Genomic DNA, 26,579 nt, shown 5'->3' on the forward strand with positions numbered 1-26,579 from the left:
CCATGACCAGCGACACCTTGCCGGCCTCCGGCGCCCTGCTGGAGGGCGCTCTGCTGGAGGTCGAGGACCTGCAGATCGAACTGGTCACCCATCGAGGCGTGGTCCGCGCCGTCGACGGCGTGAGTTTCACCGTCCAACGCGGCGAGACCGTCACGCTCATCGGGGAGTCCGGCTCCGGCAAGTCCACCACGGCGATGGGCGTGCTGCGGCTGCTGCCCGAAGGACTCGCCGTGCTGTCCGGCACCGCCCGCATCGGCGGCGAGGACGTCGTCAGCGACCCCGGGGCGGCCCGGCGGGCGCGCGGCCGTACCGTGTCCCTCATCCCCCAGGACCCGATGACCGCGCTCAGCCCCGTCCACACCGTGGGGCGGCAGCTCGGCGAGGCCCTCCGGCTGCGTCACCCCGGCCTGTCCCGGGCCGAGGCCCGCGAGCGCGGCACACACCTGCTGGACCAGGTGCGGATCAGCGGGCCCGAGACCCGCTGGAAGGCCTACCCGCACCAGTTCTCCGGCGGCATGCTCCAGCGCATCCTCATCGCCGTCGCGCTGGCCGCCGAACCGCAGCTGCTGGTCGCCGACGAACCCACCTCCGCCCTGGACGCCACCGTCCAGGCGAGCGTCCTGGACCTGCTGATGGAACTTCAGGAACGCACCGGCGTGGGCATGTTGATGATCACCCACGACCTCGGCGTCGCCCGGCTGGTGTCCGACCGCATCCACGTCATGAAGGAGGGCCGGTTCGTCGAGTCGGGGCCGGCCCAGCAGATCGTCGAGCGGCCCGCACACCCGTACACCGGGAAACTGCTCGCGGCCGTCCCGAGCCTCGGGCCCTGGGACGAGGACGGGCTCGACGACCACACCATGCACGGAGCCGCCCGATGAGCCAGGCAGCAGTGACACCGGACGCGGCCGACGCGCCGACGTTTCTCACCGTCGAGGACCTCGTCGTCGACTACCCCACGCCGTCCGGCCCCGTGCGCGCCGTCGACCATGTCAGCTTCAGCGTGCCCCGCGGCGGCTCACTCGCCGTCGTCGGCGAGTCGGGCAGCGGCAAGTCGACCATCGCCTGCGCGATCGTACGGCTGCTCAAGCCCGACTCCGGGCGGATCGTGCTGGACGGCACCGACCTCGCCGCGCTGCCCGAGCGGCGCCTGAGGCCGCTCAGGCGCCGCGTCCAGATGGTCTTCCAGGATCCCTACGGATCCCTCGCCCCACACCTGACCGCCCTGGAGATCGTGGCCGAACCCTTGCGCGTCGCGGGCGTGAAGGACAGGACCGAGCGGCGCCGCCGCGCCGCCGGACTGCTCGACCGCGTAGGACTGCCGGCCTCGGCACTCGAACGACGGCCGAACGAGTTCTCCGGCGGACAGCGCCAGCGCATCGGCATCGCCCGCGCCCTGGCCTCGGAACCCGACCTGCTGGTGTGCGACGAGGCCACCTCGGCCCTCGACGTGTCCGTGCAGGCCCAGGTCCTCGATCTGCTGCGCGAACTGCGGGAGGAGACCGGCATCACGTACATCGTCATCGCCCACCACCTCGGCGTGGTACGTGAGATCAGCTCCGACGTCGTCGTCCTGAAGGCGGGACGGGTCGTCGAGCGCGGCCGTACCGCCGACGTCCTCGCCGCGCCCGTCGAGCCCTACACCCGCGCGCTGCGCCGCGCCGCCCTCGACCCCACGGCGATACGGGGAGTCAAACCCCGCACCATGGCGGCCTCGACCCCGGCCTCAGCCACGGCCGTACCGGAGCCGCGCCCGCCCCACACCCCCCTCACCGCCCCACCGGAAGGAACCGGCAAGTGACCACCGGCATCGAACTGCCGAACGTACCCGTGCCCCTGTCCCGGCTCGTCCTCGGCACCATGACGTTCGGCGACACCGTCGACCGGGCCGGTGCCGCTGACATGCTCGCGACGGCGCTGGACGCCGGCATCACCGGCGTGGACACCGCGAACGGCTACGCCGGAGGGGAGAGCGAACGCATCCTCGCCGAGCTGCTCCCCGCACACCGCGACCGGATCGTGCTCGCCACCAAGGCCGGCATACCGCACCCCGACCAAGGGGAGCACGCCCCGCTGTCCGCCCCCGGCCTGCGGGCCGCCCTGGACGGCAGCCTCAAGCGACTCGGCACCGACCGCGTCGACCTGTTCTATCTGCACCAGCCCGACCGGGCCACGCCCCTCGCCGAGACGCTCGCCACCGTCGCCGAGTTCGTCACCGAGGGGAAGGTCCTCGCGCTCGGCGTCTCCAACTACGCCGCCTGGCAGATCGCCGAACTCGTGCGCGTGGCCGACGAGGTGGGTGCCCCACGCCCGGTCGTCGCCCAGCAACTGCACAACCTGCTCGCCCGCCGGGTCGAGGAGGAATACGTCGAGTACGCCGCCGTCACAGGTCTGCGCACCATGGTCTACAACCCGCTCGGCGGCGGCCTCCTCACCGGACGGCACCACTACGAGAAGGCCCCCGAGGGCGGACGGTTCGGCGACTCCCGGCTCGCGGCCATGTACCGGCAGCGCTACTGGGACCCGCGCCTGTTCGCCGCGGTCACCGAACTGACCCGTATCGCCGAGGGCGTGGGCATCCCCCTCGCCGAACTGGCCCTGCGCTGGCTCCTGGACCGGGACTCGACCGACGCGCTGCTGCTCGGCGGTTCCCGGACCGGCCACCTGCGCGCCAACCTCGCCGCCGCGCAGGTCGGACCGCTACCCCCCGAGGTGACCGCAGCCTGTGACGAGGTCGGTGCCGCCCTGCGCGGCCCCATGCCCGCCTACAACCGCTGAGCCCCGCACGCGACTTCGACGCCCGCCCCCTGCGAAGGAACACCTGCCCACGACCCCCGGAGCCGGCCTGCTCGGCCTCATACCCACCCACAACCGCTAAGCCCATACGCGACTTCAAGCCCCGCCCCCTGCGAAAGATCACCAACCCACGACCCCCGGAACCGGCCTGCCCGGCCCCACACCCGCCCACAACCGCTGAACCCCGCACGCGACTCCGACACCCCGCCCCGCCCCGCCCCTGCGAAGGACACCTGCCCATGACGCCCGCCGAGTTCACCGCCGCCCTGCGCGCCCGCGAGCAACTGCTCGGCTACTGGTGCCTGATGGACGCGCCCGTGGCCACCGAACGCATCGCCCGCCTCGGGTACGACTACGTCGCCCTGGACGCCCAGCACGGCCTGTTCGGCTACTCCGGCATGCTCAACAACCTCCTCGCGATCGACAGCCGGGGCTCCACGGCCGTCGGCCTGGTCCGGGTGGAGGCCAACGACCCCGCCCCGATCGGCCGTGCCCTCGACGCGGGCGCGACCGGAGTGATCGTGCCTCTGGTCGACACGGCCGAGCAGGCCGCCGGGGCCGTGGCCGCGGTCCGCTACCCGCCGCTGGGCCGACGTTCCTACGGCCCGATGCGCTCGGCGCTGAGGATCGGCCCCGACCCGGCCGACGCCCACGAGGCCACCGTTGTCCTCGCCATGATCGAGACGGCCGAAGGACTCGCCGACGTCGAGGCGATCTGCGCGACGCCGGGCCTCGACGGCGTGTACGTCGGCCCCTCCGACCTGCGGATCGCCCTCGGCGGCGCCTCGTCCACGGACCCGGCCCTGGCCGACACGTTCGAGGCCGCGCTCGGCACCGTACGTGAAGCGGCGGCGGCCGCCGGAATCGCCGCGGGCATTCACAACCCGGACGGGGCGAGCGCTGCCAAGCGCCTCGCCGAGGGCTTCACGTTCGCGACCGTCGCCTGCGACCTGGTGCACCTGGAACAGACCGCCCGCCAACACCTGACCGCTGCCCGGACCCCTGGAGAGGCACTGTGACGAACCGACTCCTCGACGGCTTCGACCGCACCGACACCACGCTGCCCGCACCGACCGTGCAGAGCCACGCCGCCAACCTCACCGTGCTGCCAGGCGGGGACCTCGGCTGCGTCTGGTTCGGCGGCACGCAGGAGGGCATGGCGGACATCAGCGTGTGGTTCTCGCGCCTCGCACCCGGCACCACGACCTGGACGGAGCCCGTCCGCCTCTCGGACGACCCGACCCGCTCCGAGCAGAACCCCGTGCTCTTCCCCATGCCCTCGGGCGCCCTGTGGCTGCTGCACACCGCTCAGCGAGGCGGAGACCAGGACACCGCCGAGGTACGGCTGCGCGTCAGCCACGACCACGGCACGACCTGGGAGGCGACCCGCACCCTGTTCCCCGCGACCCCGGGCGTCGGCGGCGTCTTCGTCCGCCAGCCACCCGTCGTCCTGCCCTCCGGCCGCCTGCTGCTGCCCGTCTTCCGCTGCCGGACCGCCCCCGGCGAGAAGTGGTCGGGCGACCTCGACACCAGTGCCGTCATGATCAGCGACGACGACGGCCGCACCTGGTCCGAGCAGCCCGTACCCGGCTCCACGGGCTTGGTCCACATGAACGTCCACCGGCTGCCGGACGGCTCCCTGCTCGCCCTCTACCGCAGCCGGCGCGCCGACGCCGTGCACCGGTCCGTGTCGCTGGACGACGGCGACACCTGGAGCGAGCCGCAGCCGCTCGGTCTGCCGAACAACAACTCCTCGATCCAGTACGTCCCGTTGACCGACGGTCGCCTGGCCCTCGCCTACAACCACAGCAGCGCCGCCGACGCGACCGCCCGCCGCGTCTCCCTCTACGACGAGATCGACGACACGGGCGGCCTCACCGACGGCAAGGCCTCGGACGGCCCGGTGACGACGGCGGTACGGCAGACCCCCTCGACCGCGTTCTGGGGTGCCCCGCGCGCGCCGCTCAGCCTCGCCCTCTCGCCCGACGGCGGCCTGACCTGGCCGCTGCGCGCCGACCTCGTGACCGGCGACGGCCACTGCCTCACCAACAACTCCCGCGACGGCCTCAACCGCGAACTGTCCTATCCCTCGATAGCGCAGACACCGGACAGCGCACTCCACATCGCCTACACACACCACCGCAAGGTCATCCGCCACATCATGCTCACCCCACAGAACGCGAGGTGAGTGACCGCTCGCGCGGGTCGGGACAGATGCCGCCCCAACCGCGACCGCCCCCGCGTCGGTGCACAACGTCTGGACGGGCACCAACGCCGGCTCCCCCACAACGAGTTACCACCACCGTCCCGGCTCACGACGGCGGCCTGCTCATCGCCTCCGGCACCGCCTCGTTCCGCTCCAGCGCGCCCGCCTGAACCGGATCCGGGTGACGATCGGAGATCCGGTCGTCACCGGGGCCGCGTCGGAAGCTGAAGTCGCGATAAGAGCAATCTGTCAATGAGCACAGCCTTATTCCTGCACGTCATCGTCCACCAAGTCGTCACGCACACAGCCATAGTGACGGTGCGTCAGGACTGGGCCGCCGGACAGGTCGACGGCGAGGGCACCACCCAGGTCGGCACCATCCGGATCGACACCCGCACCATGACCGTCCCCACCCTGGAGGTCGACCTCGGCGACGGCAGCGCCTGGCGCGGTTTCCTGGCCATGGTGAAGCTGGGCGGTGACCACATCCTCACCGGCACCGATCACCTGCTGATCCTGCTGATCCTGCTCCTGCCCGCGCCGCTCGCGGTCACCGGGCGGCGCTGGCACGGCCTGGTCGGCGCCCGTTCCGCGCTCGGCCGGATCGGCCGCATCACGCTCGCCTTCACCGCCGGGCACTCCGTCGCGCTGGCCGTCACCGCGCTCGGCCGCCTGGACATCCCCGGGTGGCCGGTCGAGGCATTCATCGCCATGAGCATCCTCATCGGCGCGATTCACGCGATCCGTCCTCTCTTCCCCGGCAAGGAGGCGCTGGTGACCGGGGTCTTCGGTCTCGGTCACGGCATGGCGTTCTCCTTCGTCCTGGCGGAGATGCACCTGTCCACCGGTCAGCTCGCGACCAGCCTTCTCGGCTTCAACCTCGGCATCGAACTGGTCCAGCTCCTGCTGGTCTGCCTGGCCCTGCCCTCGCTGCTGGTGCTGGCACGCCTGCGGGTGCAGACCGCGCTGCGGCTGACCGGCGCGGTGCTCACCGGCACCGCGGCCGTCGGCTGGCTGGCCGACCGCCTCGGCCTGCCCAACCCCGTCGCCCGGGCGGCCGACGGCGCCGGATCCCACACCACACTGCTGCTGGCCGCCCTCACGGTGACCGCACTCGCCGCCACGGCCTGGACCGGAGGTCGCCGACTCAGCGGCGACCTGAAGCCGTTGGGTGCATGAAGGACACACGCCGTCGGTTCCGGCACGTCCGGCGGAGCGCTCTGTCAGTACGCCGCCGCGGTCACCGTTCGTCTCGCGTGATGTCCGGTCCTCCCGTAGGGTCACGGTGCCGCCATGGCAGAAGCGCCCTACGGCCCGGGTCGCACGTCGGCCGCAAACCGCGGAGATGAGGAGTGCCCATGTCTGGACAGTTCGAAGCGGTGGTGGAGGTCGATCGGCCCGTGGAGGAGGTGTTCGCCTACCTCGCCGACGGGCGCAACGACCCTCAGTTCAGCCCCCGGGTCCTCAAGATCGAGAGGATCCCGGACACCCCGACCGCTGTGGGCACGGTCTTCCGGAGCACCGTCAAGGACGCGGGCATGAAGACCGCCCGGGAGTTCCGCGTCACCGACCTCGAAGCACCGGTGAAGCTCCGCTGGGCCGAGGTGTCCAAGAACAGCGTGACAGTGCGCGAGGGCGGCTACGACCTGGAGTCCCTGGCCGACGGCAGGACTCGCGTCCGTATCTTCAACCACCTGGAGGGCCACGGCCTGGGCAAACTACTGGTCGGTCTGGCGCTCGCCGCGGCCCGCAAGGACGCCCCTGCCTTCGGCACCCGGATCAAGACGGCCGCCGAGGCGGCGATCGTTTCTGGCTGAAGTTTCCACGGGCAGCCGAAGACCGCCCTTGGAGACCGGCGGCGACCGGCTGCGCCGCCGGGCCTCCAGGACGGGACACGGGCCGGGACACGATCTTCCGGTGTCCACAGTTGTCAGCCGCGAGGCCCGTTCAGAAAGGAACTTCCTGCTGCGGGTCGTCGAACAGCGCGAGACGGGCAGTGATGCGCTTGCCGACGGGTTCTCGGCGTACTTCGATCCCTTGTACCACCGCCATCACGATCTCCAGTCCGTGCTGGCCCACCCGACCGGCGTCGGCTGCGCGGGCCAGGGGAAGCGTCGGATCGGTGTCCCACACCTCGATCTCCAGCATGGCGTCGGTGATGCGCAGTTGCAGCAGCACCGGCCCGGGCGCGTATTTCAGCGCGTTGGTGACCAACTCGCTGACCACCAGCTGCCCCAGGTCCATGGCGCGGGCCGACACCGGCAGCCCGTACTCGCCCTGCACCCGCGTCAGGAACTTCGACGTCTGGGCCCGAGCGTCGGCGATACAGCCGTCCGCTCCGTCCAGGGCCACGGTCACCTCGGCAGGTGCGGCTTCCGGCATCCACGCACACTCCTCAGGCAGGACCCGCAGCCTGCCGACCATCTCCAATACCCCGTTCATGGGCGCGCGAATACCCCGTGATTCCCGCCTTACTCCTGTGCCGCGCTGTTCTTGTGCTGTCCACGAACCAGAGGGCCGTCTCATGCATTGTGCTCGGGCATCCTGGGCAACGGTGGCACCAAGGACGTGACGGCCCCCATCGAGTGCGCAGAGGACGCAAGTGGCAGACAACCGGGAAGCAGTGGGACACGGCAGACTGTCCGTGGTCCGGACCGATACCGACGGCATCACCGTGCTCGGCCTCGACGGAGAGATCGACCATCAGAGCGTGGGCGGCCTGACGCGGGCCATGTCTGTGGCCGGTGCCCCTGAGGGGCGCCGGGTGGTCATCGATCTGAGCCGGGTCACCTTCATGGACTCCAGCGGTGTCAACGCTCTGATCACCGCCTTCCAGTCCGCTCAGGCCGCGCAGGGATGGCTGCGGCTCGTGGTGGTGCGGGGCGCCGTGCTGCGCACCTTGCAGCTCGTGGGGCTCGACACCGTCGTCCCCTGTCACCCGACCATGGAGGACGCCCTCGCGTCGACGCGACCAGGCGCGTGAAAATCGAGCCGAGTACCCGGGTTCACTCCCCCCATGCCGGTTTCATGACGTCTTTTTTCGGCCTGCCACGACGCTCCTACCAGGCTTTTGTCGCTGCTGCGCACCTGGGTTAATCTTCGACGGATTTCTCATCGGGCAGTTCTGTGGGGTGCAGAATTGTCGCTGGTGAGCGGGCCCTTGACGAGCCCGGTACGGTTCCGAGTCCTCGATGCGGGGGCTCTTGGGGAGCGGAACGAGGGTGGGCATGAGCAGCACGTCGACTCAGGACCGGGAGAAGGCTCCGGGCGAGCAGGAGCTACGGCAGTTGCTGGCCGGGCTGACCGCCGTGCGCGACGGCGACTTCGGTACCCGGCTGCCGTCCGACGGACAGGGCCTGCTGGGTGACATCGCCACGGTCTTCAACGGCATGGTCGACCAGCTGTCCGTGTTCACGTCGGAAGTCACGCGGGTGGCCCGTGAGGTGGGCACCGAGGGCACGCTGGGTGGCCAGGCCGAGGTGCCGGGAGTCTCCGGCACCTGGGCGGACCTGACCGACTCGGTCAACGCGATGGCGGGCAATCTGACCACCCAGGTCCGTGACATCGCCCAGGTGGCGACGGCGGTGGCCAAGGGCGACCTCTCGCAGAAGATCGACGTGCCCGCGCGCGGGGAGATCCTTCAGCTGAAGGAGACCGTCAACACGATGGTCGACCAGCTCTCCGCCTTCGCCGACGAGGTCACCCGCGTCGCCCGCGAGGTGGGCAGCGAGGGCCGCCTCGGCGGGCAGGCCCAGGTGCCCGGAGTGGGCGGTGTGTGGCGGGACCTGACCGATTCGGTCAACTTCATGGCGGGAAACCTCACCTCCCAGGTCCGCAACGTCGCCCAGGTGGCGACGGCGGTGGCACAGGGCGACCTCTCCCAGAAGATCACCGTCGACGCACGCGGCGAGATCCTCGAACTCAAGAACACCATCAACACGATGGTCGACCAGCTCTCCGCCTTCGCCGACGAAGTCACCCGCGTCGCCCGAGAAGTCGGCACCGAGGGCAACCTCGGCGGGCAGGCGATCGTGCGGGGTGTGTCGGGTACCTGGAAGGACCTGACGGACAACGTCAACGTGATGGCCTCGAACCTGACCGGGCAGGTCCGTTCGATCGCCCAGGTGGCGACTGCCGTCGCGCGCGGCGATCTCTCCCAGAAGATCACGGTGGAGGCCAAGGGCGAGGTCGCCGCTCTGGCGGACGTCATCAACACCATGGTCGACACGCTCTCGGCGTTCGCCGACGAGGTGACCCGCGTGGCCCGCGAGGTCGGCACCGAAGGCCGCCTGGGCGGTCAGGCGCACGTGCCGAACGTGGCCGGCACCTGGAAGGACCTCACGGACAACGTCAACTCGATGGCCAACAACCTCACCGGGCAGGTGCGCAACATCGCCCTGGTGACGACGGCGGTGGCCAACGGTGATCTGTCGAAGAAGATCGACGTCGACGCCCGGGGCGAGATCCTGGAGCTGAAAACCACCATCAACACGATGGTCGACCAGCTGTCGTCGTTCGCCGCCGAGGTCACCCGTGTCGCCCGCGAGGTCGGCAGCGAGGGCCGGCTCGGCGGACAGGCCGAGGTGGAGGGCGTCGAGGGCACCTGGAAGCGGCTGACGGAGAACGTCAACGAACTGGCCGGGAACCTCACCCGGCAGGTCCGCGCGATCGCCGAGGTCACCAGCGCCGTCGCCGAGGGCGACCTGACCCGCTCGATCACCGTGGAGGCCTCCGGCGAGGTCGCCGACCTCAAGGACAACATCAACTCCATGGTGGAGTCCCTGCGCGAGACCACCCGGGCCAACCAGGAGCAGGACTGGCTGAAGACCAACCTGACCCGGATCTCCAGCCTGATGCAGGGCCACCGCGATCTGCCGGTGGTCGCCGAGCTGATCATGGACGAGCTCACGCCGTTGGTCTCGGCCCAGTACGGCGCCTTCTACCTGGCGGAGGACACCGTGCGCGGGCCCGAGCTGCGGCTGGTGGGCTCGTACGGCTATCCGGACGACGACGAGCGGCCCACCCGTATCCCGGTCGGGCGCTCGCTGGTCGGGCAGGCCGCGCGCAACCGCCGTAGCGTCACCGTGGAAGAGCTGCCCGCCGGGTACGTCACCATCTCCTCCGGCCTCGGGCACGCCCTGCCCACCGCTCTGGTGGTGCTGCCCATCGTGGTCGAGGAGCAGGTCCTCGGTGTGATCGAGCTGGCGTCCGTCACCCGTTTCACCCAGATCCACCAGGACTTCCTGGCGCAGCTGATGCCGACGATCGGCGTCAACCTCAACACCATCGTCGCCAACGTCCGCACCGACGAGCTGCTGGACGAGTCCCAGCGGCTGACGGCCGAACTCCAGGCCCGTTCCGAGGAGTTGCAGGTCCAGCAGGACGAACTCCAGCGCTCCAACGCCGAGCTGGAGGAGAAGGCCTCGCTGCTGGCCTCGCAGAACCGCGACATCGAGGCCAAGAACCTCCAGATCGAGCAGGCCCGGCAGGAACTGGAGACCCGCGCGCAGCAGTTGTCGCTGGCCTCCAAGTACAAGTCGGAGTTCCTGGCCAACATGAGCCACGAGCTGCGCACCCCGCTCAACAGCCTGCTGATCCTGGCGCAGTTGCTGGCGCAGAACCCCTCGCGCAACCTCACCCCGAAGCAGGTCGAGTACGCGGGCATCATCCACTCGGCGGGCTCGGACCTGCTCCAGCTGATCAACGACATCCTCGACCTGTCCAAGGTCGAGGCGGGCAAGATGGACGTCGCCCCCGAGCGCGTCCCGCTGCGCCAGCTCCTGGAGTACGTCGAGGCGACGTTTCGCCCGATGACGTCTCAGAAGAGCCTTGAGTTCACGGTGGCCACCGCGCCCGGCACCCCGGCCGACCTGCTCACCGACGACTCCCGGCTGCGTCAGATCCTGCGCAACCTGCTGTCGAACGCGGTGAAGTTCACCGAGCAGGGTGGTGTGGAGCTGCGGATCGAACCCGCCGCCGACCGGGAGGTGCCGGCGGGCGTGCACCGGGGCGGTCCGGTCGTGGCGTTCCGGGTCAAGGACACCGGTATCGGCATCCCGCAGCAGCAACTGGAGACTATCTTCGGGGCGTTCCAGCAGGCCGACGGGACGACCAGCCGCAAGTACGGCGGCACAGGGCTCGGTCTGTCCATCACCCGGGAGATCGCCCATCTCCTGGGCGGCGCGGTCACCGTCGACAGCATCCCCGGCCAGGGCAGCACCTTCACGCTGTACCTGCCTGTCGCGCGCGCCGACTTCGAGGAACTGATGGAGGGAGGCGGTCGTCCGGCGGAACAGCCGTACGACACCTCGGCCTCCGAGGAGGCGGCCGAGCCCCGGCAGCTCGCCGCTCCCGCGCCTTCCCCCGAGCAGCGCAGACGCCGTCTGCTGGTCATCGAGGAGCGCCCGCGCGGTCTGCTCACGCTCGTCGCCGAGCGGGCCGTCGCCGACCTCGCGTACGACTCCGACAATCCGCACGGGGGGATCGACATCATCACGGCGGTGGGGGCGCAGGAGGCGGCGAGCACGCTGGCCGCCGACCCCTGCCACTGCGTCGTCCTCGAACTCGGCATGCGGCACGACGAGGGCGCCGACTTCCTGGAGGCCATGCGCGGCGACTCGGCGCTGGCCAGCGTGCCGGTCCTGATCCACACCGGACACCGCGTGAACCTCGGCCAGGAGCAGGGGCTTCGGGCCCTGGCCGGCGACCGGCCGCTGGACTTCCTGGCCAGCCTGGACGAACTGCGCGAGCGCATCACCCTGCACCTGTCCGCCGAGCAGCCGGGCGACGTGCTGTCGCTGGTGCGTCCCGAGGAGCCGCAGCGCCCCGCCGCACAGGCGGTGGACGACTCCTTCCTCGGCCGGACCGTCCTCGTGGTCGACGACGACGCGCGCAACCTCTTCGCGCTCAGCGGGGTGCTGGAACTGCACGGCTTCCAGGTCCTGCACGCGGACAACGGCCGCAAGGGCATCGAGATGCTGCTCGCCCACCCGGACATCTCGCTGGTCCTAATGGACGTGATGATGCCGGAGATGGACGGTTACGCCGCCACCACGGAGATCCGCTCGATGCCGCAGTACGCGGAGCTGCCGATCATCGCGGTCACCGCGAAGGCCATGCCCGGCGACCAGGAGAAGAGCCTCGCGTCGGGTGCCAACGACTACGTCACCAAACCCGTCGACACCGGCGACCTCATCGCCCGGGTCCGGCGGTGGCTGCCCGCGTGAACCCACGCCGAGACCGCCAGCCCACCGCGTGACGTCCCAGCCGAGGAACAGGCCCACCGTGAGTGATCTCCGTCAGCCGCCCGAGCCCCAGAGTGCCGCCGTGGACAACCAGCCCTCCGTCCACGGAAACGACCGTGACGGGCAGTCCTCTCCCGTCGGCAGACTGGCGGCAACCGTGGAGCGGCTGCGCCGGGAGGTACGGGCGGCGCAGGCCGAGGCGGACGGGCGGGCCCTGATCGAGCTGGCCAAGGGCATCCTGGTCGAGCGGCTGGGCTGTGGTCCGGCGCAGGCCTCGCGGCAGCTCGCCGAGCTCACGGCACAGGCGGGCGTGACGCCGTTGGAGTTCGCGGTCGAGGTGATCAACCAGGCCTCGCGCGACCGGGTGTCGGAGGTGACCAGCGCCTTCCTCGCCGCCACCGCCGGCCCGCCCGACGAACGCTCCTCCGCCGTACGGCTGCGCACGGCCGAGAGTGGTGCGCTCGCCGCCCAGGACACCCAGGCTGTCGCCGACTCCCTGCTGGAACACGCGCTGACCCCGCTGGGCGCGGAGGCGGTGGCCATCTGGGCCCTGGGGGCCGACGGGTCCCTCGCCCTGGCGGGCAGCGCCGGGTTCCCCACGGCCGAGGCCGGACGCTGGCGGCATGTGCCGCCGGGCGTGACGACCGTGGCGCGCCGTGGGCTCACCGAGCGCACGGGGCAGTGGATCCGCAGTCTGTCCGAGACCGGGCTGCCGTCCATCGGCCAGCACCACCACTCCGACGGCGGCCGGGTCGCCGTACCGGCGGAGACCGGCGGGCGCATCCACGGCGTACTGGAGATCGCCTGGGCCACGCCGCTGGAGCCCCCTCCCCCACCGATCGTCCGTCAGGTCGAGGCGCTGGCCGAGCTGTGCGCGCACACCCTGGAGACGTACGCGCTCCACCATCCCGACGGCGTCCCGCTCCCGCGCGTCCTGCCGGACGTCTCCGAGCTGATGGACCTGGCCGACGGCCTCCACGACCCTGCGCTGGTGCTGGTACCGCACCTGGACTCCGACGGGCACCTGGTCGACTTCCGCATCCACCACGTCAACAGCCGCTTCCTCGACCCGGCGGGCCGGCCGCGGGGCGTCGTGAGCGGCGCGCTGCTGCTGGAGGCGTACCCGATGGCCGCCGGTCACAGCGAGCTGTTCGAACGGATGGAGCGCGTCTACGCCACCGGCGAGCCCTTCCGCGCCCACCGCATGCGGCTCACCGCCCTGGTGGACGATGTCCCGCTCGCGGCCGTCGCCGACATCAACATCAGCCGGCACGGCGGCAGCGTCCTGCTCATCTGGCGCATCGAGGACGAGACGGCCCGCCTGGCGAGCCTGCTCCAGCACGCCCAACGCCTTGGCCGCATCGGTGGTTTCGAGGAGAACCTGCTGACGGGCGAGATCACCTGGAACGGTCAGCTCTACCACCTCTACGGCAAGCAGGTCTCCGACGCCGCCGTGCCGCTGGAGGAGCTGCCCACCCACGCCCACCCCGACGACGCCGTCGCCATCGGCCGCTTTCTGCGCACCCTGCTCCACCAGCGCCGTCCCGCGTCCACCGCGTTCCGTCTGCAACGCCCCGACGGGGTCACCCGCCACATCCGGGTCGTGGCGGAGCCCGTCCTCGACTCCGCCGGTCAGCTGTATGTCGTGCGCGGCGCCTACCAGGACATCTCCGCCCACCACTGGACCGAGGTCGCCCTCGCCGCCACCCGGGACCAGCTCGCCCACAGCGAGCAGCAGGCCAGCGAACGCAACCGGCTGACCCTGCAGTTGCAGCACGCCATCATGCCCCCGACGCGGGCGCCGCTGGAGGTTCCGGGGCTGGACGTGGCGGTGCGCTACCGGCCCGCGGAGACCCAGCATCTGGTCGGCGGTGACTGGTACGACGCGGTCGTGCTGCCGTCCCGGCTGGTGCTGCTGTGCGTGGGCGACGTCGCCGGGCACGGCATCGAGGCGGCCACCAGCATGGTCGTCCTGCGCAACGCGCTGCGCGGGCTCGCCGTGACCGGCGCCGGGCCCGGCCAGCTGCTGTCCTGGCTCAACATGGTGGCCCACCATCTGACCGGCGCCGTCACCGCCACAGCGGTCTGCGGCCTGTACGACCCCGAGAACCACACCCTGCGCTGGGCGCGGGCCGGGCATCTGCCGCCGGTCCTCGTACGCGGCTCGGATGCGGCACCGCTGCCGCTGGTCAAGGGGCTGCTGCTGGGTGCCGTACCTGAGGCCACGTATGAGGAGCACGAGGTCCAGCTCGCCGTCGACGACACGCTGCTGATGTACACGGACGGTCTGATCGAACGCCGGGACCGGTCCGTTGAGGAGTCCCTGGCGCAGTTCCTGACGGTCGCACGTGCGGTCCCGCCCACACTGGACCAGCAGTTGGACCGTCTGCTCACCCACAGCAGGTCCGACACGGACGACGACACCTGCATCGTGGGGATCCGCGTGGCCTGAGGCACGGTCGGCCCAGGCCCGCGGTGAGCCGGGGGCTTGTGTCCGGGCAGGCGGGGAACGCGTTGCCCCGAACGAACGGGGAGACGTCATGCCACGGGTCAAGGAGTACGCCGTCGCCGCGCCAGGTCGGTGGCACCGCACCAACCCCGGACCGTGAAGGGAATGGGCATGCCCGACAAGAGGAGTTCCGGCGTCTCGGACCGGTTGGCGCGGACCGCCGACGACGTGTTCGGTTGGAGCGCACTGCGGCCGGGGCAGCGGACCGCGATGGAAGCGGTCATGCGGGGGCGGGACACTCTGGCCGTCATGCCCACCGGCGCCGGGAAGTCGGCCGTGTACCAGGTGCCCGGGCTGCTGCTGCCCGGGCCCACGGTGGTGGTTTCCCCGCTCATCGCCCTGCAGCGGGACCAGATCGCCGGCCTGCTCCGTCACGACGACGCCCCGGACGCCGTCGCGGTCAACTCCGCCCAGGCGGCCGGAGAGGCAGACGCCGCCTGGGACGCGGTCCGGCACGGTGACGCGGAGTTCCTGTTCCTCTCCCCCGAGCAGCTCGCCAAGGACGAGGTGGTCGAGCGCCTGGCCCGGGCCGCGCCGTCACTGTTCGTCGTCGACGAGGCCCAGTGCGTCGCCGCCTGGGGCCACGACTTCCGCCCCGACTACCTCCGCCTGGCCCAGGCGGCCCAGCGCGTGGGCAGGCCCACGGTCCTCGCTCTGACCGCCACGGCCGCCCCACCGGTGCGCGAGGAGATCGTGGAGCGGCTCGGCATGGACGATCCGGCGCTGGTCGTAGCCGGTTTCGACCGGCCGAACATCGCGTTGGAGGTGCGCCGCTTCCTGGACGACGCGGACAAGCGTCGGGGGGTCGTGGAGCGCGCCGCGGCGGAGCCCAAGCCGGGCATCGTCTACACCGCCACCCGCCGGGACGCCGAGGCGTACGCGGACGACCTGGCCACGCTGGGCCTGTCGGCCGCCGCCTACCACGCCGGGCTGGCAGCCGGTGAACGCTCCCGGGTGCACGATGCCTTCCTGGCCGGTGAGACCGACGTCGTGGTCGCCACCTCCGCCTTCGGCATGGGCATCGACAAGGAGGACGTACGGTTCGTGCTGCACGCGTCCGTTCCCGGCTCGCTCGACGCCTACTACCAGGAGATCGGCCGTGCGGGACGCGACGGCGGGCCCGCGCTCGCCGTCCTCCACTACCGGCCGCAGGACAGCGGCCTCCAGCGCCTGTTCGCAACGCGCGCGCCTGACGAGGAAACCCTGGGCGCGGTCGCGGAGCGCATCCATGAGCGCGACGCTCCCATGGAGCCGGACGACATCCGGAAGGAGACGGACCTCTCGCGCAGACGCGTGACGGCGGCGGTCAATCTCCTGGAGCAGGCTGGTGCCGTGCACACCGAGGACGACGGGCGGGTACGCGCCGTTCCCGGGACGACGGCCCAGGACGCGGCCGCACGTGCGGCGGAAGTGGCCCGGTCACGCACAAGGCTCGAGCAGTCGAGGCTGGCCATGATGCTGGGGTACGCCGAGACCACGGGCTGCCGACGACGCTTCCTGCTCGGCTACTTCGGTGAGCCGTACGACGCCCCGTGCGGGGCCTGCGACGTGTGCACGTCCCCCTCGTCCGGGGACACCGTCGTCGAGGGGGTGGGCGACACGAGCGACGAGTCCGACTTGCAGGCGCCTGCCGTCTCCTATCCCACGGGCATGCGGGTGCGGCACACGGAGTGGGGGGAGGGGACGGTGATGAGTGAGGAGGGCGACCGGATCACCGTGCTGTTCGAGTCCATGGGCTACCGCACGCTGTCCCTGCCGGCGATCGCCGGCACCGGCCTCCTCACAGCAGCCCCGCTCAGTGCCGCGCCACCACCCGCAACGTCCTGACCGAGGGGTCGGCGGCGTCCGGGATCAGGACGCCGTGGTCGACTCCGCTGCGCAGATAGTCGAGGACCTCGTCGGTGATGACCTCGCCGGGAGCGATCACCGGCACACCCGGAGGGTACGGGCTGATCATCTCCGCGGCGATGCGGCCGGCGGCACGGTCGGCGGGGACGTGGTCGACCTCTGCGAAGAAGGCCTCGCGCGGCAGCATGGCCTGCTCCAGTTCCAGCGCCGAGGGCTCGGGCAGGTGTACCGGCGGCCTGCGTTCGATGGATTCGGCGCCCTCGGTGAGGGCGCGCAGGGCGTCCAGCAGCGTCTTCTCCGTCTCGTCGTCGTCGGCGTGCGTGATCGACGCGCTGATCCGGCAGGTGTCGGAGCCGCCGATGTCCACGTGCCGCTCGGCCCGCAGCCACTCGGAGGCCTGCATGCCGCTGATCCCGAGCTCGCGTACGTCGATCACGAGCTTCAGGGGGTCGAAGTCGGCGGCGAGCCCCTCCAGCCGTCCGGTCCGCCGGGGGTCAGGAGGGGTGCAGGTGCCGCTCCATCCAGTCCGCCGCGGTCCGGCGGAACAGGCGCCGGTTGTCCGCGCGCAGGAAGTCGTGCCCCTCGTCGCGCAGGACGAGGAGTTCGGCGGGGACACCGCGTTCCCGGGCGGCCCGCACGAACTGTTCCGACTCCCCCGGCGGCACATTGGTGTCGTGCTCACCGTGGACGGCGAGCAGCGGGGCCCGCAGCGCGTCGATACGGCTCATCGGTGACAGGGCGTGCAGCAGTTCGCGGTCGCGCTCGGGGTGGCCGTACTTGTGCGCCGCCGATTCCGCGATCCAGGGCTCGGTCCCGGCGAAGAAGGTCAGCAGGTCGGACATGCCGCAGACGGCGACGCCGGTGCGGAAGAGGTCCGGGTGCCGCACGAGGGAGGCGAAGGTCAGGTAGCCGCCGTACGAGCGCCCCATCACCGCCAGCCGGGTCGGGTCCGCGGGGCCCGCCGTGACCGCGTGCGCCGCGCAGTCCGCGACGTCGTCGAGCGCGGCGAAGCGGCCGGTGCCCAGGTCGGCGTCGACGAAGGACCGGCCGTGTCCGCCGGAGCCGCGGACGTCGGGGGCGAAAACGTCCAGGCCGCGCCCGAGCAGCTCGTGGTACAGCGGGTCGAACACCGGGCGTTCCTGGTCCTCGGGGCCGCCGTGCAGGTGGATCACGCAGGGCGCCGGCTCGTTCGGGGCACGTCCCGGAGCCCGGTAGTACCAGCCGCTGAGGGGCAGGCCGTCCCTGGCGGCGAGGCGCGAGAGGACAGGACGTACCGGCGGGCGGCCCGGCGGGACGGCGTCCTCGTCCCGGGAGGACCACGGGGTGCGCAGCAGGGACACGCCTTCGTGGGCCCACCACACGCCGGGGCGGCGTTGCGAACCGGACAGCGCCAGCAGCAGCCGCCCCGTCCCGGCCGCCGCGACCCGCGTGACGACCTCGTGCGGCAGCGGTACCGGCCGCGCCGGTCCGGCGGCGTCCGGGGCGCCGTGCCCCGGCGAGGTCTCGACGACCTCGAGTTCGCCGGCACCCCGCACGTTCCAGGCCAGCACGGCCGTCCGGCCGTCGTGTGCCATCGTCAGCAGTTCGAGGCCGCTGTCCTCGCGCTCCGCCACAACGGTCCTGCCGCGCGGCGTGCCGTCGGTGCCGAGAGCGACGGCGAACAGGGCCGCGTACTCCCGGTCGGCGTCGCTGCGCAGCCACAGCGTCCGCGCGTCGGGCGAGAACCGGCCGATCCACGGGTCACCGTCGGCGACCGGCAGGGTGAAGGTGGTCGCCGCGTCCGAGGTGCGCAGGACGACCGCCGCCCGCCGCCCCCGCGGCCCCCGGCGCAGCAGCGCGAGCCGGCCGTCGCGGCTGAGGTCGCACACCCGGAGCGTGGGGGCGTCCGGTTCCGTGGCGAGCAGCATGGGCGAGGCCAGACCGTCGGGATCGATCAGGTAGGCGGAGAGTCCTCCGCCGGGCCGGGTCGCCGGTGTCCCGCCAGGCCCCACGGCGTACGCGGTGGTGCCGAGGAGGGTCGCTCGGCCGTGCCGGGCCGTCCAGTGGGCCGGGACGGCGTCCGCCGGACCATCTCCCCGGGCGCGGGCGGTGGATGGCGCGGCGAGGGTGACGGCGACGGCAGAGCCGTCGTGGGCCCAGCAGCCGAGGTAGGCGGAACTGTCGGGATCGGCACCGGCCAGCAGGCGACGGCCGGTGCCGTCGGGGCTCACGCACAGCACCCGTGTGTGCTCACCGCCGCCCGGAGCGGTGGTGTACGCGATCCAGCGGCCGTCGGGTGACCAGGACACCTCCTTCACGGGATCCGGGGAGGAGTCGAGCAGCCGGATCCCCTCCCCGTCCACGGGCCCGGCCCACAGCTGGGGGACACCGCCCCGGTCGCAGATGAAGGCCACCTCGGTGCCGTCGGGAGCGGCGGAGGGATACCAGCAGCCGTGCGCGTGCAGCCGGGTCACGGCGTCCCGCGGGCCTTCCGCCTCGGGCAACGGCATCGAGGCGGGGGCCGCGGCGCGGGCGGGCCCCTGCGCCGGGGCGGGTGGCGGTGTACGCACAGGCCAGGGGCCGTGCTCGCCGGTCACGTGATTCCGTGCGTCTGCAGCCATGCCTCCAGCAGTGCCACCTGCCACAGGGCGTTGGCACCCCGTTTGGTCCGGTGCTCGTCGGGCGCCGCCAGCAGCTCGGCGACGTACGACTCCTGGAAGATCCCCCGCTTCTTCGCCTCGGGTGCCGAGAGGACCTCGCGCACCCGGTCCAGGACGGGGCCCGCCATGTGCCGGATGGCCGGGACGGGGAAGTAGCCCTTGGGCCGGTCGACGATCTCCCGCGGCAGCAGCTTGCGTCCGGCCTCCTTCAGTACGCCCTTGCCGCCGTCGGCGAGTTTGAGTTCCGGCGGGCAGGCCGCGGCCAGCTCCACCAGCTCGTGGTCGAGGAAGGGCACGCGGGCCTCCAGTCCCCAGGCCATGGTCATGTTGTCGACCCTCTTCACCGGGTCGTCGACGAGCATGACGTGTGTGTCCAGTCGCAGCGCCGCGTCCAGGGCGGTCTGGGCGCCGGGACGTGCCATGTGTTCCCTGACGAAGCAGCCCGACACGTCGTCCGGGGGCAGCATGTGCGGCTGGAGGATCCGCGCCAGGTCGGCGTGGGGACGGTCGAAGTACGTCTCGGCGTACCTCTGCGGCTCCTCCTCGCGTGCGACCGCGGCCAGCTCCGGGTACCAGTGGTATCCGGCGAACACCTCGTCGGCGCCCTGCCCGCTCTGTACGACCTTCACGTCCTTGGAGACCTGCTCGGACAGCAGGTGGAAGGCGACCACGTCGTGGCTGATCATCGGCTCGCTCATCGCGGCGACGGCGTCGTCCAGCCCGGTCGAGACCCGCTCGGAGGGCACCGTCATCCGGCGGTGGTCCGTGCCGAACTCCCGGGCGACCAGGTCCGAGTAGCGGAACTCGTCGCCCTTCTCCCCGCCTTCGGCCTCGAATCCCACGCTGAACGTCTTCAGGCCTCGCTGACCCTCCTCGGCGAGCAGCGCGACGATGAGGCTGGAGTCCAGGCCGCCGGAGAGCAGGACGCCGACCGGCACGTCGGAGACCATCCGGCGGCGTACGGCCGTGCGCAGTGTCTCCAGCACCGCGTCACGCCACTCGTCGGGCCCCATTCCCGCGTACTCGGCGCGACGCGTGTAGGACGGCTGCCAGTAGCGGTGGTCGCGGTGGCTGCCGTCCGGTTCGACCACCCGTACCGTGGCCGGCGGCAGTTTGCGCACGCCGTTGAGGACGGTGCGCGGCGGGGCGACCGTGGCGTGCCAGCTCAGGTACTGGTGGACGGCCGCCGGATCGAGGGAGGTGTCCACGTCTCCGGCAGCCAGGAGAGCGGGCAGGGAGGAGGCGAAGCGCAACCGGTCCGGCGTCGGCGCCAGGTACAGCGGTTTGATCCCCAGCCGGTCACGGCCGAGCACGACACGGCCTGTGCGGTGCTCGACGAGCGCGAAGGCGAACATGCCGTAGAAGCGCTCCACGCAGGCGGTTCCCCACTGGCGGTAGGCGTGGAGCACGACCTCCGTGTCGGATGTCGACTTGAAGCGGTGCCCGAGGCGCCCGAGCTCTTCGCGCAGCTCCCGGTAGTTGTAGACGCAGCCGTTGAAGACGCCGGTGATCTCGCTGTCGGTGTCCGTCATCGGCTGGGCGCCGAGGTCGGACAGGTCGATGATCTTCAGTCTTCGGTGCCCCAGCGCCACCGCGCCCTGTGTCCAGGTGCCGCGGCCGTCGGGTCCGCGGGCGGCGAGCCGGTCGGTCATGCGCTCGACGGCCGCGAGGTCGGGTCGCCTGCCGTCGAAGCGGATCTCGCCGCTCAGACCGCACATGACGCTCCGCCCCCTTCCCAGGAGCCGTCGGACGCGAGCCTGGTCGGGAAGCCCGGGTCGCGCCGGCCGGTCGCGACCCGGGCCGTATTGCTGGACATGAACGAAACCTCTCCTCGGGTTTTGTCGGGTCAAGGGCGGACGGGCGGGGCGGTGGGACGCATCGCGCGCGAGCGGGTCAGCTGCCCAGGACCTCCGGTGCCCCGGAACCTGCCGCACCCGTGGCGGAACGCGTGACTCTCCTGCGGGTGACGGGGGCGGGCCTGCGGTGTCGCCGCTCGCCGCGGGTTTCCGCGATCAGCAGGTCCGTGCAGGCCAGCAGGTCCTCTTCCCGTGCCTTGCGGCGCATGCGCTCGGCGGCGCTGCCGTCCGCCAGGGCCGCCTCGGTCAGATCCAAGACGGTCTGCCAGTCGCTGTGGGCCTCCAAAGCGGGACGCAACCGGGCCAGCAGCCCGCGTACGACCTCGGCAGCAGGCGCCTCCTGGTGGGTCCTCGGATCCACCAGCGCACCCTCCAGGCCGGACCGGGCAGCCCGCCAGGACGCGCCGCGCAGCCATTCGTGGCGGCCGTCGCACACCGCCGCGCCGGACGCGCGCAGCTCGATGGCCTCGGTCACCAGGGCACGGAACAGGCCGGCCACGAGCACGACGGTCTCCGCCCGCGGGCAGGCGTCGCAGATACGCAGTTCCAGTGTCCGCAGGTGCGCGGAGGGACGGACGTCGTAGTAGATCATCCCCGGGTCGCTGATGACCCCGGTCCGGACGAGGTCGCTGACCACGGCGTCGTAGTCGGCCGCGCTGGGGAAGCACCCGACGGGACCCGCGGTGGGCCAGCGCTGCCAGAGCAGCGTGCGCCAGCTGGCATAGCCGGTGTCGGCTCCCTGCCAGAACGGCGAACTGGCGGACAGCGCCAACAGCACGGGCAGCCAGGGAGAGACCGCGCACATCACCCCTACGGCCGTGTCGCGGTCGGGTATGTCCACGTGGATCTGAGCGCCGCAGATGAGCTGTTCGTCGGCCACCTGGCGGTACTCCTCGACCATGTGTCGATAGCGGGCGCCGGCGGTGGGGTGGCCGGAGGCGGCCGGGGCAAGTGGTGCCGTGCCCGCGGCCACGACCGCTAGCCCCAGCGAGGAGGCGGCCGCGTCGAGCCGCCGTCTGGTTCTGGCGAGGTCGGCGTACAGACCGGCCAGAGTCGCGTGCACCCTGCTGTTCGACTCCACGGTGGACTGATGCAGTTCCGTGGTGAAGGTGTGCCGGCGAAGCCGACGCAGGACCGCATCGGCACGCGGCACCAGCAGTCCGCTTTCCAATTGCAGGATGTGGAATTCCTCCTCGACTCCGATGCGCATGCCCACAGTCGCTCCTTGAGGTGGTGCCGAAGGTCCCGCCTGTCTCAGGGTGCCCCCCAAGTGCCCAGGAGGTCGACCGATAAGCGTGGATATGCGCGTTTGAAGCAGTTCGTTCCCAGATGAGCAGGGTTCTGGGTCAACCGTCGGTATCGAGGTGATCAGGGCTTGGACATCGCGTGGCGCCCGGCCCTCCCGGAAGGTGTGACGTGGCGAGAGGGCCGGGCCGAACCGGTGGGCCCGAGGCGCCGCAGCCACCGGCAGGCCATGAGCAGCAGCCCCGTGAACACGGCCAGGAGCAGCAAGGAGGTCCACATGGGCCGGCTGCCGGGAGAATCCCCCATCGCCCAGAGTGACGATGCCGTCCACAGGACGACGCCGGCCGCGTAGAAGGCTCGAATGCGGCGCAGCTGCCTCGCGGCCCCGGCCGCCGTGGTGTCGTCGGTGTGTGTCATGCCGACCCGTGTACCCCGATCGGGGTCAGTTCGTCTGCGAGCTCGTTCCGCTCTGCTGAGACACCTTGTCGGTCACGTCGACGGTGTCGGCGGACGGAGGCGCCGCGACGTCGACCTCGGTGCCGAAGCCGCTGAAGTCCATGACGACCTTCGCCTGGGCCTGCTGGGCGGATGCGCCGGCCCCGCCGGTCTGCGCGGTGTCCTTGACGGTCATCCGGATCTGCTGACGGCGGGTGAGTCCGTCCTCGTCGATCCAGAGATCGACGGGCACGTTGTCGCCCAACTGCGCGCGCAGCTTTCGTTCTTGGGCCGAGTCACCCTCGGCCAGCTTCGACAGGTCGAGATCGACCCGGTAGTGCGCGGTGGACACGCCGTTGACGGTCTCCTCGCCCACCTTCCGCACGTCCTTCTCGGACAGGGACTTGGTGTAGGCGAAGGAATTCGCCGGGTCGCTCATCGCGGGGCCACCGGTGCCCTGCGAGCGATTCAGTCGCTGCAGGTCCACCTTCATCCAGCTCTTGCCCTCGGGCAGTTGGCCGCTTGCCGCAGGGGGCTTCTGGTACAGAACCTGGTTCACGATCCGCTGTTCGAGCTGCTGGCCGCCCTGGCCCATCCGCATACGGCTCGTGCCGTCCTGCAGGTCCAGCACGCCGGAACCGGTGATCGTCTCGCTGTTGCCGCCCGCGTCGACGGTGGTCGCCAGCTTGATGCGGGCTGTCTCCGCCTGCGTGGTCTTCTTGTTGGTCGCCTGGACCACCTGAGCCGGCGAGGACTGCGGCTGTCCCTGTGCGGCGGACCGATCCGCGTTGCCGGCCCCGCTTGCCCCGTCGTCGCCGCATCCCGTCAGCAAGGCGACCGACACGACGCCGCCGACACCCAGAGCGGCTAAGCGAGAAGTACGTAAGGACGGTTTCATCACGTCTGACATCCCTTCGTCGCTTTGTGGTGCCAAAAGTGCTGTGCACCACCGGATGCCCCACTCACAGCCCGATATACGCGGCCGTCGGCGGTCCTGGGCCGCACCGGAAAGCCTGCCGTTGCGGCACAAGCACATATCAAGACACGCGTCCTGCGTACTATCGCTACGACAGCGGCGTGCGGCAGAAATTGACACCGCACCAGCGGATGCAGGCGAGACAGCACGCCCATTGGATTTCACCGAGGCCGCGGGCGCGCGCACTGCGGGCCAAGGCCCCAGGAAGAGGTGCGAGCCCATGTCCGAAACCGCCCCCGGCACCACCGAGTTGACCTCCCAGTACAGCAACCAGGTGGCCGGTGACCTCGAACGCAACCTCAAGGAACAAGAGCGCCTCAGCGGTGAAATCGAAGCACTCCAGGGTCAGTTGGCCGCCGTGCGGAACGACCACGCAGTCCTGCTGAACCTCCGGCAGGTCCTGGGCACCCCGACGAAACCCGATTCGCCCGCCACCCCACCTGGCGCAGCGGTGCCCGCTCCCCGTAAGAAGGCGGCCGCCCCGGGCGAACGGACGGGCACCCGGAAATCCACCGCACCGGCCGGAAAGCAGACCGGAAAGAAGGCAGCCGCCAAGGCTTCGACCGTGCCGTCAGGGCCCACCCTCGTCGACCTTGTCCGAGAGCATCTGGCCGACCAGAGGGAGCCCCGTTCGGCGGCCGAGATCTCCACCGCGCTGGGCCGGCAACACCCCGAGCGCACGATCAAGGCCACCGTCGTGCGCACCACACTCGAGGGACTCGTGGCCAGGAACCGGGCCCAGCGCACCAAGCAGGGGACCTCGGTCTTCTACACCTCACCCGACGCGAGCGGACCTGCAGCGCAAACCGAGGACAGCTCCCAGCAGGCGGACTGACGAACGCCGCACCGAGGCTCCTTCAGCCGGCCGGCCGTGAGATACGGAAACCGCCCCTGCCCCGACCCTGCCATCCGGCGGCCGCGAGGACCGTGGCAGCCGCTCCGGTGCCCAGTACGGCACCGGCGACCACGTCGCCCGGATAGTGCACCCCGGTGTGGATCCGTGAGTAGCCCACCGCGCAGGCCAACAGGCCCAGCGGCACCGTGGCGACGGGAAGCGCAGGCCCCACCGCCGCCGCGAAGGCGACCGCGGACGCCGTGTGCCCCGAGGGGAAGGACGCGGACTCCGGCATCGGCACGTGCCGCCCCGGAAACGGCGAGTCCTCGGCCCGGTGCGGACGCGGCCGGCGTACCAGGCGCTTGCCGAGCATGTTCGCGCTCGCCGAGGCGACACCGATGGCCGCGACTCCGAGGGCGGCGGCGCGCCGGGGCCGCCCGGGGCACAGGGCGAGCAGACCGGCGATCGTGAACGAGATCTTGGAGTGGTCCGCCGCGGCCGACAGCCGGCGCAGGGCGTAGTCCAGGGCCGGTGTGCTGGTGACCGTCACGGCCTCGTACAACGCCTGGTCGAGGGCGGCGAGATCCCGCAACAGCTCGCGGGAGGTTCGCTGTTGGCGCTGCGGTCGGTCAAGCATCGCTCTGCTCCTGGTTCTTGACGGCCGGGAAGGAAGTCCTTTTGAGGGCCAGTCGGACGACACGGCGCCAGTCGACGGACGGGGCAGTGTACGGCGCGCCGGGACGGTTTCTCGGTACCCGCACCCGCAGGGCCTTGGGTCGTACGGTGCACACGACCGGCTGGGGCAGCAGCAGCGCCTCGCCGTCAACGGCCACCGGGATGGTCTCCTCGTCGGCCTCGACGACCACCCGCCGCGAGGTCGACGAGGTGATCCCGCTGGCGCGTTCGCCCCGCAGCGCGAGTTCGGCGGCCTGTGCGGGGCCCTCGATCCGCAGACTGATCACACCGAGTCGGCCTCCGTCCAGGTGGGATCTTCGCCCGCCGCCCATCGGGCCTGCCTGCACATAGGGGTTGTTGCTCACCAGCAGCGCGTGCGGGGCTTCGAGCCGCCGGCCGTCCGCCGTGGCGGTCAGCTGTGCGCCGACCTCGCCGGCCAGCAGGTCCGGCAGCAGGTCGAGGGTGGTGGACGCCTTGGCCTCGCGGTACTCGGGCCTCTGCACGATCTCCGCGTACGTCCCGAAGGAGACCGTGTTCACGAAGGGCCGACCCGCCACGTCGCCCAGATCGACACGGATCTCCACGCCGTGCGAGAGAGCCTTGAGACCGCTTGCCGGGTCGTCGCGGTCCAGGCCCAGGTCCATCGCGAAGTGGTTGCGGGTCCCGGCGGCAAGGACCACGAACGGCACATCGTGTTCGGCGGCCACCGCCGCCACCAGCGCCTGGGTGCCGTCACCGCCGGCCACGCCGAGCAGGTCCGCGCCCTCCGCGACGGCCTGGCGAGCAAGCGCCGCCGGATCGGGGCTGTCGTCCACGTCGAGCAGGATCACCCGCGCGCCCAACGCCTCGGCCCGCTCCACAAGGCCGTGCTCGGCGACCTTTCCGCCGCCCGACAGCGGATTCATGATCAGCACGGGTCTGCGGGGCGGCCGGACCGGATGCGAGTGCATGCCACGGGGTGACCGCAGCCGGCGCAGTGCGCTTCTCGCGCAGGCCAGTGCCGCCGCCCACAGACCCAGCGCCGCCGCCGCGAACGGCCACAGGCCGGACACCGCGTACAGGACCAGGACGGCGACGGGCGCGGCGACGGCCAGCAGGGCGCCGCACAGACGCGCCAGACCCCGATGTGCCAGGGCCCACCAGATGCCCGCGCCGGCCAGGGCGAGGCCCACCAGGCCCAGCAGCAGGAGCAGCCACTGGCCCGCGGCCACGACCGCCGCGACCACCCCTGCCAGGCAGAGCAGAGCCAGCCGGGCCAGCGTCCTCGCTGCGCTACCGGAGCCGTCCGGCTCCACCTCATTCATCGTCCGGGTCG

Annotated in this window: 21 protein-coding genes; 12 read left to right on the top strand and 9 right to left on the bottom strand. The window is 71.4% G+C overall.

Features of this window, described 5'->3' with window-relative positions:
• Window positions 1-2: 2 nt before the first annotated feature.
• From RNB18_RS28560 to RNB18_RS28590, 7 genes are all read left to right on the top strand, one after another.
• Window positions 3-881, top strand: a complete 879-nt coding sequence (locus RNB18_RS28560; protein ID WP_311716971.1) for an ABC transporter ATP-binding protein — start codon at window positions 3-5, stop codon at window positions 879-881.
• Entirely contained in the window at window positions 878-1,801 is a 924-nt protein-coding gene (locus RNB18_RS28565) for an ABC transporter ATP-binding protein (RefSeq protein WP_311716972.1), read from the top strand. The genes RNB18_RS28560 and RNB18_RS28565 overlap by 4 nt, the downstream gene beginning before the upstream one ends.
• Window positions 1,798-2,778 (top strand): aldo/keto reductase, encoded by a 981-nt coding sequence (locus RNB18_RS28570; RefSeq protein ID WP_311716973.1) that lies wholly within the window; start codon window positions 1,798-1,800, stop codon window positions 2,776-2,778. The genes RNB18_RS28565 and RNB18_RS28570 overlap by 4 nt, the downstream gene beginning before the upstream one ends.
• 257 nt (window positions 2,779-3,035) lie before the next feature.
• Window positions 3,036-3,815, top strand: a complete 780-nt coding sequence (locus tag RNB18_RS28575) for an HpcH/HpaI aldolase family protein (protein ID WP_311716974.1) — start codon at window positions 3,036-3,038, stop codon at window positions 3,813-3,815.
• Window positions 3,812-4,984, top strand: coding sequence for a sialidase family protein (locus RNB18_RS28580; RefSeq protein ID WP_311716975.1), 1,173 nt, complete (start codon window positions 3,812-3,814; stop codon window positions 4,982-4,984). The genes RNB18_RS28575 and RNB18_RS28580 overlap by 4 nt, the downstream gene beginning before the upstream one ends.
• Before the next feature lie 270 nt (window positions 4,985-5,254).
• A complete protein-coding gene (locus RNB18_RS28585) occupies window positions 5,255-6,181 on the top strand; it encodes a HupE/UreJ family protein (protein ID WP_311716976.1) in 927 nt (308 codons plus the stop codon).
• A 179-nt stretch (window positions 6,182-6,360) separates the two neighbouring features.
• Window positions 6,361-6,819, top strand: coding sequence for an SRPBCC family protein (locus RNB18_RS28590; protein ID WP_311716977.1), 459 nt, complete (start codon window positions 6,361-6,363; stop codon window positions 6,817-6,819).
• A 130-nt stretch (window positions 6,820-6,949) separates the two neighbouring features.
• Here the strand turns inward: RNB18_RS28590 and RNB18_RS28595 are convergent, their stop codons facing one another.
• Entirely contained in the window at window positions 6,950-7,384 is a 435-nt protein-coding gene (locus RNB18_RS28595; RefSeq protein WP_311716979.1) for an ATP-binding protein, read from the bottom strand.
• 220 nt (window positions 7,385-7,604) lie between these two features.
• Here RNB18_RS28595 and RNB18_RS28600 point away from each other — a divergent pair, with 220 nt between their 5' ends.
• From RNB18_RS28600 to RNB18_RS28615, 4 genes are all read left to right on the top strand, one after another.
• Window positions 7,605-7,985 carry an STAS domain-containing protein gene (locus RNB18_RS28600; RefSeq protein ID WP_311716980.1) on the top strand — a complete coding sequence of 127 codons (381 nt, stop codon included), beginning with the start codon at window positions 7,605-7,607 and terminating at the stop codon, window positions 7,983-7,985.
• 244 nt (window positions 7,986-8,229) lie between these two features.
• Window positions 8,230-12,228 (top strand): HAMP domain-containing protein, encoded by a 3,999-nt coding sequence (locus RNB18_RS28605; protein WP_311716981.1) that lies wholly within the window; start codon window positions 8,230-8,232, stop codon window positions 12,226-12,228.
• A gap of 100 nt (window positions 12,229-12,328) precedes the next feature.
• Window positions 12,329-14,698: a SpoIIE family protein phosphatase gene (locus tag RNB18_RS28610; RefSeq protein ID WP_311717037.1), complete on the top strand. Its 2,370-nt coding sequence runs from the start codon at window positions 12,329-12,331 to the stop codon at window positions 14,696-14,698.
• Window positions 14,699-14,866: 168 nt separating this feature from the next.
• On the top strand, window positions 14,867-16,582 hold the full coding sequence (locus tag RNB18_RS28615) for a RecQ family ATP-dependent DNA helicase (RefSeq protein ID WP_311716982.1): 1,716 nt from the start codon (window positions 14,867-14,869) through the stop codon (window positions 16,580-16,582).
• Here RNB18_RS28615 and RNB18_RS28620 read toward each other — a convergent pair.
• The 6 genes from RNB18_RS28620 to RNB18_RS28645 form a co-directional block, all read right to left on the bottom strand.
• Window positions 16,551-17,039 carry an Orn/Lys/Arg family decarboxylase gene (locus RNB18_RS28620; protein ID WP_311716983.1) on the bottom strand — a complete coding sequence of 163 codons (489 nt, stop codon included), beginning with the start codon at window positions 17,037-17,039 and terminating at the stop codon, window positions 16,551-16,553. The two genes, RNB18_RS28615 and RNB18_RS28620, sit on opposite strands and share 32 nt — an antisense overlap.
• Before the next feature lie 58 nt (window positions 17,040-17,097).
• A complete protein-coding gene (locus RNB18_RS28625; protein WP_311716984.1) occupies window positions 17,098-19,203 on the bottom strand; it encodes a S9 family peptidase in 2,106 nt (701 codons plus the stop codon).
• Window positions 19,176-20,960, bottom strand: a complete 1,785-nt coding sequence (locus RNB18_RS28630; protein ID WP_311716985.1) for an N-acetylglutaminylglutamine amidotransferase — start codon at window positions 20,958-20,960, stop codon at window positions 19,176-19,178. The genes RNB18_RS28625 and RNB18_RS28630 overlap by 28 nt, the downstream gene beginning before the upstream one ends.
• 175 nt (window positions 20,961-21,135) lie before the next feature.
• Window positions 21,136-22,308, bottom strand: a complete 1,173-nt coding sequence (locus tag RNB18_RS28635; protein ID WP_311716986.1) for a carboxylate-amine ligase — start codon at window positions 22,306-22,308, stop codon at window positions 21,136-21,138.
• Between the two features lie 158 nt (window positions 22,309-22,466).
• Complete coding sequence (locus tag RNB18_RS28640; RefSeq protein WP_311716987.1) at window positions 22,467-22,760, bottom strand: hypothetical protein; 294 nt, start codon at window positions 22,758-22,760, stop codon at window positions 22,467-22,469.
• A 25-nt stretch (window positions 22,761-22,785) separates the two neighbouring features.
• Window positions 22,786-23,622, bottom strand: coding sequence for a hypothetical protein (locus RNB18_RS28645; RefSeq protein WP_311716988.1), 837 nt, complete (start codon window positions 23,620-23,622; stop codon window positions 22,786-22,788).
• A 352-nt stretch (window positions 23,623-23,974) separates the two neighbouring features.
• Between RNB18_RS28645 and RNB18_RS28650 the strand changes: the two genes are divergently transcribed.
• Window positions 23,975-24,589: a hypothetical protein gene (locus RNB18_RS28650; protein WP_311716989.1), complete on the top strand. Its 615-nt coding sequence runs from the start codon at window positions 23,975-23,977 to the stop codon at window positions 24,587-24,589.
• Between the two features lie 22 nt (window positions 24,590-24,611).
• Here the strand turns inward: RNB18_RS28650 and RNB18_RS28655 are convergent, their stop codons facing one another.
• Both RNB18_RS28655 and RNB18_RS28660 read right to left on the bottom strand, forming a co-directional pair.
• Window positions 24,612-25,226 (bottom strand): phosphatase PAP2 family protein, encoded by a 615-nt coding sequence (locus RNB18_RS28655; RefSeq protein WP_311716990.1) that lies wholly within the window; start codon window positions 25,224-25,226, stop codon window positions 24,612-24,614.
• On the bottom strand, window positions 25,219-26,568 hold the full coding sequence (locus RNB18_RS28660) for a diacylglycerol/lipid kinase family protein (RefSeq protein ID WP_311716991.1): 1,350 nt from the start codon (window positions 26,566-26,568) through the stop codon (window positions 25,219-25,221). The genes RNB18_RS28655 and RNB18_RS28660 overlap by 8 nt, the downstream gene beginning before the upstream one ends.
• Between the last annotated feature and the right edge of the window lie 11 nt (window positions 26,569-26,579).

It is taken from the genome of Streptomyces doebereineriae (genome assembly GCF_031845645.1).
GTDB lineage: Bacteria > Actinomycetota > Actinomycetes > Streptomycetales > Streptomycetaceae > Streptomyces > Streptomyces canus.

What these genes read in the sequence shown, in the direction of transcription:
- RNB18_RS28560 (WP_311716971.1), top strand. Translation starts at nt 3, where the DNA reads ATGACCAGCGACACCTTGCCGGCCTCCGGCGCCCTGCTGGAGGGCGCT.
- RNB18_RS28565 (WP_311716972.1), top strand. Translation starts at nt 878, where the DNA reads ATGAGCCAGGCAGCAGTGACACCGGACGCGGCCGACGCGCCGACGTTT.
- RNB18_RS28575 (WP_311716974.1), top strand. Translation starts at nt 3,036, where the DNA reads ATGACGCCCGCCGAGTTCACCGCCGCCCTGCGCGCCCGCGAGCAACTG.
- RNB18_RS28585 (WP_311716976.1), top strand. Translation starts at nt 5,255, where the DNA reads ATGAGCACAGCCTTATTCCTGCACGTCATCGTCCACCAAGTCGTCACG.
- RNB18_RS28590 (WP_311716977.1), top strand. Translation starts at nt 6,361, where the DNA reads ATGTCTGGACAGTTCGAAGCGGTGGTGGAGGTCGATCGGCCCGTGGAG.
- RNB18_RS28595 (WP_311716979.1), bottom strand. Translation starts at nt 7,384, where the DNA reads ATGCCGGAAGCCGCACCTGCCGAGGTGACCGTGGCCCTGGACGGAGCG.
- RNB18_RS28605 (WP_311716981.1), top strand. Translation starts at nt 8,230, where the DNA reads ATGAGCAGCACGTCGACTCAGGACCGGGAGAAGGCTCCGGGCGAGCAG.
- RNB18_RS28615 (WP_311716982.1), top strand. Translation starts at nt 14,867, where the DNA reads ATGCCCGACAAGAGGAGTTCCGGCGTCTCGGACCGGTTGGCGCGGACC.
- RNB18_RS28625 (WP_311716984.1), bottom strand. Translation starts at nt 19,203, where the DNA reads ATGGCTGCAGACGCACGGAATCACGTGACCGGCGAGCACGGCCCCTGG.
- RNB18_RS28630 (WP_311716985.1), bottom strand. Translation starts at nt 20,960, where the DNA reads ATGTGCGGTCTGAGCGGCGAGATCCGCTTCGACGGCAGGCGACCCGAC.
- RNB18_RS28635 (WP_311716986.1), bottom strand. Translation starts at nt 22,308, where the DNA reads ATGCGCATCGGAGTCGAGGAGGAATTCCACATCCTGCAATTGGAAAGC.
- RNB18_RS28640 (WP_311716987.1), bottom strand. Translation starts at nt 22,760, where the DNA reads ATGACACACACCGACGACACCACGGCGGCCGGGGCCGCGAGGCAGCTG.
- RNB18_RS28650 (WP_311716989.1), top strand. Translation starts at nt 23,975, where the DNA reads ATGTCCGAAACCGCCCCCGGCACCACCGAGTTGACCTCCCAGTACAGC.
- RNB18_RS28655 (WP_311716990.1), bottom strand. Translation starts at nt 25,226, where the DNA reads ATGCTTGACCGACCGCAGCGCCAACAGCGAACCTCCCGCGAGCTGTTG.
- RNB18_RS28660 (WP_311716991.1), bottom strand. Translation starts at nt 26,568, where the DNA reads ATGAATGAGGTGGAGCCGGACGGCTCCGGTAGCGCAGCGAGGACGCTG.